The organism is Rubellimicrobium rubrum, from assembly GCF_006152115.1.
In the GTDB taxonomy this organism is placed as follows: Bacteria; Pseudomonadota; Alphaproteobacteria; order Rhodobacterales; family Rhodobacteraceae; genus Rubellimicrobium; species Rubellimicrobium rubrum.
Window position 1 is genome coordinate 1 of record NZ_VDFU01000025.1, and the last position, 12891, is coordinate 12891.

A 12891-nucleotide genomic window follows, 5' to 3' on the forward strand; every position below is an offset into this window, starting at 1 on the left:
TCTCGTCCTCACGATGCTTCAGCCGCCGGATCTCCGGGCACCCCCATCCCGGCGACCTGCTTCTTCCAGCGTGAGACAGGTCGGTTCCGAGATCCCCAGCTTGCGGCAGATCTCGTCCACCGCCGTCCCGCTCTCCGCTTGGCCCCCAGGGCAAAGGCGATCTGCTCGTCACTGGTGCGCTTCCGCGTCATGGCACTCCTCCTCAGAGTTCAGAGGGCCCGAAGAACGGCCATCAGACCGGACCAGGCTTCGGGGTCAGGACCATCCCCTGTGTGCCCACGACCATAACCCGCCACATCCGCTAGAACGAGGCTGTCTTCTCCGAGCACGACGACTCCACGCATCTGTACCGGGTCGTGTCTGGCGCCGTTTGGACTTCGCGGCTCCTGAGTGACAGCCGGCGGCAAATCGATAAGTTCCACTTCGTGGGCGACGTTTTCGGCTTGGAGAGCGGGGATGAATACCTGTGCAGCGCCGAGGCTATCGAGGACACCGTGGTAGCGATCTACCCCCGCCACATCTTCGAGAGTGTGTCTCCGGCGGACGCCGTCCTGTCGGGGCAGTTGGTGACGGCCCTCGGTCATTCCCTGAGCCGCGCCCGCGAGCACATGCTGCTCCTGGGCTGTAAGACAGCGATCGAGAAGATCGCGGCCTTCCTTCTGAGCCTCGCTGACCGCCTGAAGAACACCGTCCTCACCCGGCCGATGACGCGCCTGGACATCGCCGACCACCTCGGACTCACCATCGAGACCGTCTCGCGTTCGTTCACCCACTTGGAACGTGAAGGCCTGATCGAGACCGGCACGGGCCGTCGCTCTATCAGTCTTCGCGACATGCGGGGGCTCCGGCAGCTCGACGCGTGAGGCGGATATCATCAAGAGTATCTATGCCTAATGTAGGAGGTATGCCCTACGATCGGGGCCCATGATCGGAGCCGGAAGATGACGGCGGTCGCGAGCGCGACGGCGGACAGGAACAGGTCGCGGCAACGCGTGGAGCGCATGGCGAGGGCGCGCCAGTCCGTGAGGCTCACAACGGCGTTCTCGATGCGGCAGCGTGTCTTGGTGAGCTTTCGGTTGTGGGTTGCGGGACAGTTCCGCTTGCTCTGAGCCGGGATGCAGACGCGCAGACCGCCGCGAAGACCCCGGGCCTTCAACTCGTCACGCAGCCAGTCGGCATCATAGCTCTTGTTGCCCAACAGGCGCGTCGCTGGCGGAAGGTCTGCCAAGAGCACCAGGGCACCTTTGGCATCGCTCTTCTGGCCGGGCGAGAGGAAGAAGCTGAGTGGCCGGCCACGGCCGTCGGGTTCCACCTCCCGTGGTTCAAGGATGTTCTACGGGCGCTACGGACCTGCGATGCCGGTCCGCACCGAGCCTAACTCGATTCCGATGGAGTCAGTGCAGCGCAAAGCTTGAGCGGGATCAGGCCAGTTGAAAGGCGTAGTGCTCCACTCGATCCACCGTCTCAGCGTCCCGGCCCGTTTGGCAAAGTTCAGTCCACAATGCCTGATCGATGGAGAGATAAGCTGTCTGCGCCGTGAGACTGCCCTCAGGCCGTGCCGCGTCGTTCCTCCAATCGCTCCAACCCGTCCGTTCCCGGTCATCTCTGCCCATGCACCACCTATGGGACCGGAGTGATGGTGAATCAGCTTTGACAGCCTTCATACAGCCTAAGATCTGCGAAGCATTTCAGAGGCCACAGCCCAAGTCACGTCGCGAGAACCTAGCGGAATGCGCTGCGCCCCGCCTGCACATTATAGGCCCACTCGTACTCCGGTCGTTCTTGCGCCACGACCTGTGCGGTTCACGCAATCAATGAGAGCGCGAAGATTATCAGTGAACACTCAGCATCAAGCGTTGCGCAATGCAGCCCAATGACGCGCGCCAACCCGACCGTTGTTCCCTAACGGCCAAGAGCAACGCTTGTTCGGAGTCAGCACACATCATGGGCCGAGGTGACCGTGGCGCGTTCCAGATCGGCGCCATCCATGCGTCGGCCTGGCAGACCAACGCTGCACCACAACTGACCGGTCCTTGCTCGTACTTCACGCCCCGCAGCCCGGCTTAGTCCACAATCATCTCGTCGTTCTTGCAGGATACAAGAAATGATGTTAATCGCAGGCAAGCAAAAAAAGTCGAAAGCTCGAGATCAGATCTCGTTTGCTTGGAGGAAGGGTGATGACGCTAACCATCATGGGGGAAGAGGCTCCGACCGAAGAAGCGGCCACTGTTCCCGTCACGCCGCAGATCCGGCGCGATGTGACCCTGGGCGTCGTCATCGGCAGCCGTGCCTTCTTCAACGGCGCACCGTGCCGTCAGGTGCGCCAAGAAGTGCTGGACCAACTGCAGCACCTAGGCGTCCGCGCCGTGATCCTGCCCTTTGAGGCGACGCATAACGGTGCGGTCCAATCGATCTCTGACGCGCAGTTGTATGCCGACTACTTCAAGCAGCACCGCGACCGGATCGATGGCCTTGTCATCTGCCTGCCCAACTTCGGCGACGAGATCGCGATCGTGGAGTTGGTCAGCCGGGCGAAGCTCAACGTGCCGATCCTTCTGCAGGCTTCGAACGACGAGAACGACAAGGTTTCGGTCAAGGAACGGCGGGACGCCTTCTGCGGCAAGATCAGCGTTTCCAACAACTTCTGGCAGTACAGCATTCCGTTCTCGGAAACGACCCTCCATACCGTCGATGCCGGAGGCGCCGAGTTCGCGGCCGACCTGGATCGCTTTGCCCGCGTTTGTCGCACCGTCCGGGGCCTGCGGAACGCTCGCCTCGGATCGATCGGGGCGCGCACCGGGGCGTTCCAGACGATGCGCTATTCGGAGAAACTGCTGCAGGACGCCGGCGTGACCGTGGTCACCGTGGACCTGTCCGAGATGATGGGCGCCGCCAACCGGCTCAGCGACAGTGACCCCGACCTTCTCGCCAAGATGGAGAGGATCAAGGTTTACGGCCGCATCCCGGCCCATATCTCGCCTGCGCAGATCCTGCGGCAGGCCAAGTGGTCCCTCACCGTGGACCGCTGGATTGTCGAGAACGGCTGCGACGCCTCGGCCATCCAGTGCTGGCGCTCGCTCCAGGACAACTTCGGCTGTGCCACCTGTGTCACCATGTCGATGATGGGTGAGGAGTTGATGCCCTCGGCCTGCGAGGTGGACATCATGGGCGCGCTGTCCATGTACACCCTGGCCCTCGCATCAGCGGCGCCACCCGCGATCCTCGACTGGAACAACAACTTCGGCCGCGAGCCCGACATGTGCGTCTGCACGCACTGCGGCAACTTTCCCAAGACGTTCTTCGGCCACGTCCCCGAGGTTGGCGAGCTCGACGTTCTGGGCGAGACAATCGGGCGCGAGAAGTGCTTCGGAGCGGTCAAAGGCAAGGTGAAGGCCGGCCCGATGACCTACTTCCGGGTCTCGTCGGACGACAGGGCCGGCACTCTCAAAGCCTATCTCGGGCAGGGTGAGTTTACGGACGACCCCTATGCGATGGACGGCGGCATCGCGGTCTGCCGAGTGCCGCGTTTGCGCAACCTGATGCGCTTCGTCACTCAGAATGGCTTCGAGCACCACGTCGCCATGGTTCGCGGCCACCACGCCGAGGCCGTCAACGAGGCCCTCACCCGTTACCTCGGCTGGCCACTGTACGATCACGATACCCCGCCCGAGCCCATGCTCGTCCCCCCGCCGCGCCGCCTTTGAAGGACCTGCTGATGAGGCTTCCCAACGACTTTCTTCCCCTGATCCGCGAGAAGGCCTTGTGGATGCGCCGGCGCGCCTTCCGCATGGTCTACGAGGCGCAGCTCGGCCATCCGGGGGGCGACTTCTCGGCGACCGACATCGTGGCCACGCTCTACTTCGGCGTACTGCGCCACGACCCGAAGAACCCCGCGGATCCGAACCGGGACCGTTTCGTGATGTCCAAGGGCCACGCCACGGGGGTTCTCTACACCGCACTCGCCGCGTCCGGCTTCTATCCCGAGGACTGGCTCGACACCTACATGCAGCCCGAGTCGCGGCTCAACGGGCATCCCAACCGCAACTATCTCCCGGGCGTGGAGACCAACACGGGGCCGCTCGGCCACGGCCTGCCCGTTGCCACCGGCATCGCCATCGCGGCCCAGCTCGACCGGGCGCCCTGGCGCACCTTCGTGCTGACGGGCGACGGCGAGCTCCAGGAGGGCTCGAATTGGGAAGCCATGATGACGGCGGGGCACCGCAAGCTCGCGGGCCTCACGCTCATCGTGGACCGCAACCGCCTCCAGCAGGGGGCAGGCACCGAGGAGACCAACGGCCTCGACCCCCTGGACGAGAAGATCCGCGCCTTTGGCTGGGACGTGGAGGTCGTGGACGGGCATGACCATGCCGCGCTGCTCGAGGTGCTGGGGGCGCCGGTCGGCGATCGGGTGAAGCCGCTTTGCGTGATCGCCAACACCGTCAAGGGCAAGGGCGTGTCGTTCATGGAGAACAAGGCCGCCTGGCACCACGGCGTTCCCAACGCCGACCAGTTCGACCAAGCGATGAAGGAACTCGTGTGATGGCCCATGCCGCCCCCGTCCAAGCCGGCCTCCACGACTGCCGCGAGGCCTGGTCCGCGACGCTCATCGCGCTGGCCCTGGCCGATCCCCGCGTGGTCGCCGTCGTCAACGACTCCGTGGGCTCCTCCAAGCTCGGCGGGTTCCAGAAGGCGTTCCCCGAGCGGCTCATCAACGTGGGCATTGCCGAGCAGACCATGGTGGCCGTGGGCGCGGGCCTCGCCAACGGCGGCAAGGTGCCGTTCGTCTCGGCCGCCGCTCCCTTCCTCACCGGGCGGGCTCTCGAACAGATCAAGGCCGACGCCGCCTACTCGAACGTCAACGTCAAGCTCGTGGGCCAGTCCTCGGGCGTGGCCTACGGCGAGCTCGGCCCCACCCACCACTCGATCGAGGATCTGGCTTGGCTGCGGGTGCTGAAGAACCTCGCGATCCTGGTCCCTGCTGACCCGGCCGAGACCGAGGCTGCGATCCGCTGGGCCCACGCCCACGAGGGCCCCGTCTTCATCCGGGTGAGCCGCATGCCGGTGCCCGACCTGGGCGAGCAGGGCGCCTACGAGCCCGGCCGGGCCGTCACGCTGCGCGAGGGCGGCGATGTGGCGATCCTGGCCTTGGGCACCACCGTCCACCTGGCCATGGCCGCCGCTGAGCCGCTCGCCGCTGAGGGGATCGCCGCGCGCGTGGTCAACCTGCGCTCGCTCGCCCCCCTGGACGAGGCGGCGGTCCTCGACGCTGCCCGGACAGGCGCCCTTGTGACCGTCGAGGAGGCCCATGTCTCGGGTGGCCTGGGCGGCGCGGTGGCCGAGGTCGTCACGGCCCATGATCCCGTGCCGGTGGAGCGCCTGGGCTTCCCGGGCTTCGTGCCGACGGGCTCGGTCGAGTGGCTCTTCGACACGTTCGGTCTCTCACCCGAGGGCATCGCCGCCGCCGTGCGCCGCGCCATCGCGCGCAAGACGTGATGCGCATCCTTGCCATCGACCAGGGCACCTCAAGCACCAAGGCGGTGCTGTGGGACCAGGATGGTGCGGTTGTCGCCCGTGCAAGCCGCCCGCTGGCCTCGTCCTACCCCCAGGACGGCTGGGCCGAGCAGGACGCCAACGCCCTCTGGGATAGCGTCCGGGACGCCATCACCGACATCGTGGCCCAGACCGGCGCCGAGGGCATCGCAGGCCTCGCCATCGCCAACCAGCGCGAGACCCTGGTCGCCTGGGACGCGGAGACGGGCCGTCCCGTCGCCCCCGCGATCCTTTGGCAGGACCGACGCGGCGCGGCGCTCTGCGTGGCCCTCCTGGGCCAGGGCCATGGACCAGCCATCGAGGCCGCCACCGGCCTCGCCGCCAACCCGCTCCTGACGGCGGCCAAGCTCGGATGGCTCCTGGCACACCACGACGGCGCCCGCGGGCTCGCCCAAGCGGGGCGGCTCCGCGCGGGCACGGTGGACGTCTGGCTGCTATGGCGCCTGACGGACGGGGCAACTTTTGCTACCGACCACGGGAACGCCTCACGCACTCAGCTCTTCGACACCGCGAGGCTTGCCTGGTCGGAGGAGCTTTGCGCCCTTTGGGGCGTTCCCTCCACCTGCCTTCCCGAACCGCGTCCCTCGGACGGGCTCTTCGGCGACCTCGCCGCCACCACGGCCCTGCCTGCGGGGCTCCCAATCCTCTCGGTGATGGGCGACAGCCACGCCGCGCTTTATGGGCACGGCGTGCGCGCGCCGGGGGCCGTCAAGGCCACCTTCGGAACCGGCTCCTCGCTCATGACCCTGTCCGGCTCGCGCGTGGCCTCGACGAACGGGCTTGCCAGCACCGTGGCCTGGTCCACCCAGCAAGGCGGGCCCGCCTACGCGCTCGAAGGCAACATCACCGTCTCGGCCCAGGCGGCGGCCTGGACGGCAGGGTTTCTTGGCCTCCCCGACGCGGCGGCCCTGTTCCGCTTGGCGGGCGAGGTCGACTCCTCCGAGGGCGTGACTTTTGTTCCGGCCCTGGCCGGCCTGGGTGCCCCCCATTGGGACGAGGCCGCGCGCGGCACAATCACGGGGCTCAGCCTCGCCTCGCGCCCCGCCCACCTCGCCCGCGCCACTCTGGAGGCTATCGCGCTCCAGGTGGCCGACGTGTTCGAGGCCATGGAGCGGGACGTGGGCCACCGCCTGGACGCGCTCCGCGCCGATGGTGGCGCCTCGAGTTCCGACCTCCTCATGCAGATCGAGGCCGACCTCCTGGACCGGCCCGTGACGCGCGGCGTGGTCGCCGAAGTGGGCGCCTTAGGAGCGGCCGCGATGGCCTTCGAAGCCTTGGGTCAGCCCATGGCCGCGGCCGCTCAGAAGGACAAGGGCCGCGCCTTTCGGCCCCGGATGGACCTGGACCGCCGCGAGACGATCCGATCGGATTGGCGTGAGGCCTTGCGGCACCTAACTGGACGCTAAGGCGATCGGGCCCGACCCCCTCGTCAGGAACGTGTTCCCTAGTTGATGCCAAAAAAGATCGCTTGGCCGCTCAGCGGCAGGGGTTCGCACCGACTCAGGCGTATTCGACGTCAACACCACAGGTTCCAGATGTCGCGGTGGCTGCCAGGTTTAGGTCATCCCTGCGCAAGGGCCTTTCATGGGAGGCCTTTCGACCGGGATGCTGAGACGCTGTGCTGCGGCACCCTGGCCCCTTCCAGTAGACTGGTCGTCGTCCCGGGAAAGCCCAGCGTGGTAGGACGGGGCTAATCCGCCTTGTGGGCTGGTCCGGTGCTATTCCGGATCACCAGGGACAGGGGCAGCACCTCGCGGCCAGCGGGGATGGCATCATCCAGGATCGCGGCGACTGCCCGTTCCGCAATTTGTCGATAAGGCTGCTCGACGGTGGTCAGAGAGGGAACGGCGGCTTCGGCTTCCGGTACGCCGTCGAAGCCCACAACCGATACATCTCCAGGAACTCGCAACCCTTGATGGTTCAGCCAGTCCAAAGCCGCCAGCGCGACACGATCCGACATCGCCAGCAAAGCCGTGGGGCGAACCTCGCTGGTTTGGAACAGTTCGGCAAGTGCCGGCCCGATCATGCTGCCGTCATCCTGTCCGACCAGGATGGGGACATCCTCGGGGCCAATGCCAGCTTCGGCAAGCCCGGCCCAAAAGCCCCTGGCCCGTTCGCGGACATTCACGAAGCGCGTTGACCGAGCCAACTCGGGTGAGGCTCTGCCTGGACCATCCCCCAGTCCGATCCCGATAATCGCAATGTGTCGATGTCCGAGAGCGACAAGATGACGGGCTGCGTCGCGGGCACCTCCGAAATCGTCGATGTCCACTGCTGGAACGTCCGGCTCGGCGGTGTCCAGGGACAGCGCCACGAAGGGCAACCCTCGTCGCTGCGCGATCTCCACCAAGAGTTCCCGACCGGCGCAGCGAAGCAGGAAGCCATCCACCAACGCACTTTCGATGCCCCAGCCCAAGGGGCCACCCCTGCCGACCGAAACGAGCGCCAAGCCGGCTCCGCGGGCGTCGCACACGGCAGCCACCTCGCGCAGGAGACGACGTGCCCAGGGGTCAGCGAAGAAGTAGTCGAGCGGTTCGGCTGCCGCGACGCCGATCGCGTTGACTTTCCCGGCCCGCAGGAGACGGCCTTTCGGGCTTGGTCCCGCATAGCCAAGAGCCTGGGCTGCGGCATGGACCCGAGATCTCACTTCCTCCCGGACGAGCTCGGGGCGGTTGAAAACGTTCGAAGCCGTGCCTTGCGACACCCCGGCCCGCTCCGCCACATCCCGAAGTTTGATCGTCTTGGTCAGTCGCGTCATGCCACCCCACCAACCGGTCCAGCCCGGCATCCTGCGGGCGTTTGAACCGATTCAACAAAATTCTTGACGCGAAGCTACCACTGGTATTTGAATCGGTTCAAGAGCGGTCACTATTGTTCGTAGCTTGTGTTGCCTCAGCTTGGGAGGTCAGATTGGGTGAGTTCGGACAGGCTTCCTTGGGCAGCCCATCCCCATGGGTCCAAAGCTATGTGGGTCTACCCTATGTGTTGGGCGTCGCAGAGTGCGGTCATCGTGCCGCGCTCGTCTGGCGTGAGCGGTTCGGTCTCCACGTCAGCGCCTCGCCTGCTTTCGGGGACATGGCTGCTGCCCAGAACCACATCCAGGATCACCTGTCAGGCGGGGACTGGCTCCGCGTTTCGTCACCCCTCGAAGGCGACGCCGTCATCATGTGGAAAGGCGCGCACGTCTCGCATGTCGGCGTCTGGATCGCGCCCGGATATGTCCTGCACTGCACAAGGAGGGACGGAATGGTGCTGACACCAGAAGCGGAGTTGGAGCACCAGGGTTTTCCGGTCTACGGATACTTCCGTCACTATCATCAGCAAAGGCTGGCTGCGTAACCAATCTCTGCTGTATTGTGATGACGGTTTCCCACGCTCTCGGCCAACCCTGGTCTGTCGGAACTGTACGAGGCGGGGAGGACTTGTCAGGACCACGAGCGCCCGTCGTTGCCCGTGAATGCACCGGTTTGACTTGGGGCGTTTAACGCCGCGCAAGTCCGACCGGAGCGGTCTAACTCATCCCGGAGTCAAGGGCTATTCGCGCAGCCACAAACACCTTGGTCCCGCGCAAGAGATAGGCACATGTTGAGCGATACCCAGAAAAGCGGGCATCCGTGGCCCTCGGCGATCCAGACGTCTCTGCCAGGTCCAGAGGTGTCACGCGCCGCCAGCGCGGCGCGCGACGAGGAATTCTAGAACGGGCTGTCCGGGAAGTAGTACTGCTCGGCGTTCTCGGGTGTGACGAGTTCGGAGCCGATGATGAACCGGCCTGCCACCGGTGCGTCCGACACGAGCCCCAGGGCTGTGATCTCGATAGCGGAAGCAATCATCGAAGGCGGATAGGTGACATTAGCAGGAACCATCGGATCGCTGTCGCGCGTGCGGGCGATCATCTCTTTCATGCCAGCGCCGCCCAACACGAACTTCACGTCGCTCCGGCCAGCGGCCTCGATGGCAGCCAGCACGCCAACGGCCATATCGTCATCCGAGGCCCAAACGGCGTCGATCTGAGAATGCTTGGACAGAAAGTCCTGCATGACCGTAAAGGCGTCGTCGCGGTTCCAGTTGCCATGCTCCATGCCCAGGACTTCGATGCCCGAACCGGCGATGGCTTCCTCGAACCCGGCCACGCGTTCGTTGTCGATGGTGGTGGGAATGCCGCGAAGGGCGACGACCTTGCCACCTTCGGGAAGGGCCGAAACCATGTACTCGCCGGAGACGCGCCCGAAACCGGGGTTGTCACCCGCGACATAAAGATCCTCGATGCCCGGCTCGGACAAGCCGCGGTCCACCACCGTGATCCAGACTCCCTGGTCGGCCACAGCCTTGACCGGTCCGGTCAGCGGCTCGGATTCAAAGGGCAGCACCACGAGGGCGTCGATGCCGCGCGTAGCCACCATGTCTTCGATGTCGCTGACCTGCTTGGACGGGTCGGAGGCGGTCGCCAGCACGAAATCGAGCTGCGGATAGACCTCTTCCAGGCGCTCAACGGCAGCTTGCGCGAAGTAGTTCATGCCTCCGGCCCAGCCATGCGTAGCGGCCGGGATGGAGATGCCGATCACTTGGGTCTCTTCGGCCTCTTGAGCCCAGAGCGGCGCGGCTGACAGCGTCAACGCCGTCGTGGCCATCAGTGCGAGATGTTTCACGGGTATCCTCCCTTGTTTGTGCTGTTGCGGCCGTTCGAGCCTTAGCCCTCGGGCCGGTTTTCACGCTGCAGGATCACAGCGAGAACGATGATGACGCCCTGGATCGCGCCGTTCAGATACGGGCTGACCCAGTCGGTCAGGTTCAGAAGGTTGTCGATAAGGCCCAGGATCAGGACGCCCACCACGGTGCCCCAGACCCGCCCGAAGCCGCCCTTGAGCATCGTGCCCCCGATGATGACGGCAGCGATGGCCTCCAGTTCCCACAGCACGCCCGTGGAACTGGACGCCGACCCGAGCCGGGGGACATACATGATCGTCGCGATGCCAACGAGCAGCCCCAAGCCGACATAGGTCAGGAGCCTGATACGGTTGACGTCGACCGATGAATAGCGGGCTACCTGATCATTGGAGCCGATGGCCGCGCAATAGCGGCCGAACGCGGTCTTGCGCATCCCGATCTCCCCCAGGATGGCCACGACCAGGAACACGATGATGGGCCAGCTCACGCCCAGGAGACCACCGTAATAGACAGGACCGTATGCCTCTCTGAGGCCGAAATCGAGGCTGAGGGTTCCGCCGTCCGCGAGCCAAGTGACGAGGCTCCGGTAGATCCCCATGGTCCCCAGCGTGACGATGAACGCCTCGATCCGCATGTTGGTGATCAGGAAGCCGTTCAGGAACCCAGCTAGGAGCCCTGCCCCCAGCGCCACCGCCATCCCCACCAGGATCACGGAGATCCCTGCTCCCATCGACGGCACAAGAAGGTTCATGACCAGGATCATGAGCCCGGCAATGAAGGCAGCCATCGACCCCACCGACAGGTCGAGCCCTCCAGCGGTGATGACGAAGGTCATGCCGACCGCGATGATGCCGATGAAAGCCGACCGGGCCAGCACGTTGGTGATGTTGGCGTAGCTCAGGAAATTGGGGTTCATTAGGGCGCCGGCTACGATCAGCACCAAGAGCGCCACGATCGGCCCGAGCACGTGGAGATTGATGCCGTGGCCCGGCCCGGCGGGCTGCCCGGGCCGTGTGACTTGGGTGGTCATGCCGCTTCTCCTTTGGTCCGCGCTTCCAGCCCCATGGCGAGGCGGACGATGGCATCCTCGGTCTTTTGCGGCCCTTCGACCCCGCCCGTGATACGGCCCTGCCTCATGACGAGCACCCGGTCGGCAAGGCCAATGACCTCGGGCAGTTCCGACGAGATCACGATGACGGACACCCCCTGCGCCGAGAGCCTGTGGATGAAGTCGTAGATCTGCTGCTTGGTCCCGATGTCGATGCCGCGCGTCGGCTCATCGATGATGACGATGCGGGGGCCGGTCTGCATGATCTTGGCGATCAGCAGCTTCTGCTGGTTGCCGCCCGAAAGGTTGCGGACGCGGACAGCGCGAGACGGAGCCCGGATGTCGAAGTCGCGTACGGCCTTGTCGAGAGCCGTTTCTTCGGCCTTGCGGTCGAGGAAGGGCTTGGCAAACTGACCGAGGCTCTGAAGGGTCAGGTTCTCGCGCATTCCCATGTTGAGCACGAGGCCTCGTCCCTTGCGATCCTCGGTCAAGTAGACGAGGCCCTGCATCTGCGCGTCGCGGGGGCTGCGGATCGTCACGGGGCGGCCTTCGATCTCGACCTGTCCGGTGTGACGCCGCAGAGCGACCAGTCCTTCCATGGTTTCCGTGCGGCCAGAGCCCACGAGGCCGGCGATGCCCAGGATCTCTCCGCGCCTCAGGTCAAAGGACACGTCGTCGGCGTAACGCGGCACGGTCAGGCCACGCACCCGGAGGGCGATGTCCTGTCCCAAGGCCGAGACGCGCTTGGGAAAGAGATCAGACATCTCGCGTCCGACCATGGCGTTCGCCATGGCGTCCTCGGTCATAGCGGACGTCGGTCCGCTTTGGACCACCCGGCCGTCCCGCATGACCGTGACCCGGTCCGAGATGCGCTTGACCTCATCGAGCTTGTGGGAGGTGAACAGGATGGCCACTCCCTCTTTCCTGAGACGGTCCACCTGCTCGAACAGGACCTCGGCTTCGCGGTTGGTGAGCACGGCCGTCGGCTCGTCCATGATGAGGACCTGCGCATCCCGGCCGAGGGCCTTGGCAATCTCCACCATCTGCTTGTCCGAGTTCGAGATGTCCCGCACCCGTGCATCCGGATCCACGCGGCAGTGAAGACGATCCAGCAGTGCCACCGTCTGGGCCCGCATCGCATGCTTGTCGAGGAACAACCCCCGTCTCAGCTCACGCCCGAGGAAGACGTTCTGCTCCACCGTAAGCTGATCGGCCAAGTTGAACTCTTGGTGGATCAGAACAACCCCGCGGCTCTCGGCTGCCTGGCTGCCACCAAAGACCATGGCTTTGCCGTCGAGCCGCACCTCACCCGAACTGGGGGCGAGGTAACCGGACATGATCTTCATGGTCGTGGATTTGCCTGCGCCGTTCTCGCCGATCAGAGCATGAACCTCGCCGGGCAACAGGTCGATCGAGACATCGAACAGGATCTGAACAGGGCCGAAACTGCGGTTGACAGCCGACAAGGACAGCTTTGCTGCAGTCAAATCCGTCCCCCTCGCGGATGGCAACATTGTGCCATCGGCCATATGCCTAATGGAGTGCTTCCGTTCATTCCGCTCGTCCTCCCCTGGGCCAGATTATGGTTGCCAAGCGGAGTGCGGTCAACGGTTCTGCTTGAAAATCAA

Annotated in this window: 10 protein-coding genes and 3 pseudogenes; 7 read left to right on the forward strand and 6 right to left on the reverse strand. The window is 65.1% G+C overall.

Going from position 1 to position 12891, the window contains the following annotated elements:
• A pseudogene (locus FHG66_RS16415) lies at window positions 1-191 on the reverse strand (transposase); the annotation flags it as partial.
• A gap of 126 nt (window positions 192-317) precedes the next feature.
• Here FHG66_RS16415 and FHG66_RS22655 point away from each other — a divergent pair.
• Together FHG66_RS22655 and FHG66_RS22660 are read left to right on the forward strand one after the other, a co-directional pair.
• Window positions 318-518 (forward strand): annotated as a pseudogene (locus FHG66_RS22655) (cyclic nucleotide-binding domain-containing protein); the annotation flags it as partial.
• 90 nt (window positions 519-608) lie between these two features.
• Window positions 609-863 (forward strand): helix-turn-helix domain-containing protein, encoded by a 255-nt coding sequence (locus FHG66_RS22660; protein ID WP_281282956.1) that lies wholly within the window; start codon window positions 609-611, stop codon window positions 861-863.
• Between the two features lie 11 nt (window positions 864-874).
• On the opposite strand, the pseudogene FHG66_RS16425 reads toward FHG66_RS22660, so the two are convergent.
• Window positions 875-1303, reverse strand: a pseudogene (locus FHG66_RS16425) (transposase); the annotation flags it as partial.
• A gap of 874 nt (window positions 1304-2177) precedes the next feature.
• On the opposite strand from FHG66_RS16425, the gene FHG66_RS16430 reads away from it, so the two are divergent.
• From FHG66_RS16430 to FHG66_RS16445, 4 genes are read left to right on the forward strand one after another with little or no spacing between them, the layout of a single operon-like run.
• Window positions 2178-3704: an L-fucose/L-arabinose isomerase family protein gene (locus FHG66_RS16430; protein ID WP_246082653.1), complete on the forward strand. Its 1527-nt coding sequence runs from the start codon at window positions 2178-2180 to the stop codon at window positions 3702-3704.
• An 11-nt stretch (window positions 3705-3715) separates the two neighbouring features.
• Window positions 3716-4540, forward strand: a complete 825-nt coding sequence (locus FHG66_RS16435) for a transketolase (protein WP_139078142.1) — start codon at window positions 3716-3718, stop codon at window positions 4538-4540.
• Window positions 4540-5493, forward strand: a complete 954-nt coding sequence (locus FHG66_RS16440; protein WP_139078143.1) for a transketolase family protein — start codon at window positions 4540-4542, stop codon at window positions 5491-5493. Before FHG66_RS16435 ends, FHG66_RS16440 begins: the two co-directional genes overlap by 1 nt.
• Window positions 5493-6956, forward strand: a complete 1464-nt coding sequence (locus FHG66_RS16445; RefSeq protein WP_139078144.1) for an FGGY family carbohydrate kinase — start codon at window positions 5493-5495, stop codon at window positions 6954-6956. Before FHG66_RS16440 ends, FHG66_RS16445 begins: the two co-directional genes overlap by 1 nt.
• A gap of 284 nt (window positions 6957-7240) precedes the next feature.
• On the opposite strand, the gene FHG66_RS16450 is transcribed toward FHG66_RS16445, so the two are convergent.
• On the reverse strand, window positions 7241-8308 hold the full coding sequence (locus FHG66_RS16450; RefSeq protein ID WP_139078145.1) for a LacI family DNA-binding transcriptional regulator: 1068 nt from the start codon (window positions 8306-8308) through the stop codon (window positions 7241-7243).
• Between the two features lie 152 nt (window positions 8309-8460).
• On the opposite strand from FHG66_RS16450, the gene FHG66_RS16455 reads away from it, so the two are divergent.
• The gene (locus FHG66_RS16455; RefSeq protein ID WP_139078146.1) at window positions 8461-8889 is read left to right on the forward strand and encodes a hypothetical protein; all 429 of its coding nucleotides are present in this window, start codon (window positions 8461-8463) and stop codon (window positions 8887-8889) included.
• 353 nt (window positions 8890-9242) lie between these two features.
• Here the strand turns inward: FHG66_RS16455 and FHG66_RS16460 are convergent, their stop codons facing one another.
• From FHG66_RS16460 to FHG66_RS16470, 3 genes are read right to left on the reverse strand one after another with little or no spacing between them, the layout of a single operon-like run.
• Window positions 9243-10178, reverse strand: a complete 936-nt coding sequence (locus tag FHG66_RS16460; RefSeq protein ID WP_139078186.1) for an ABC transporter substrate-binding protein — start codon at window positions 10176-10178, stop codon at window positions 9243-9245.
• Between the two features lie 59 nt (window positions 10179-10237).
• Window positions 10238-11245 carry an ABC transporter permease gene (locus FHG66_RS16465; protein ID WP_139078147.1) on the reverse strand — a complete coding sequence of 336 codons (1008 nt, stop codon included), beginning with the start codon at window positions 11243-11245 and terminating at the stop codon, window positions 10238-10240.
• Entirely contained in the window at window positions 11242-12750 is a 1509-nt protein-coding gene (locus FHG66_RS16470; RefSeq protein ID WP_139078148.1) for a sugar ABC transporter ATP-binding protein, read from the reverse strand. Before FHG66_RS16470 ends, FHG66_RS16465 begins: the two co-directional genes overlap by 4 nt.
• Window positions 12751-12891: the final 141 nt, after the last annotated feature.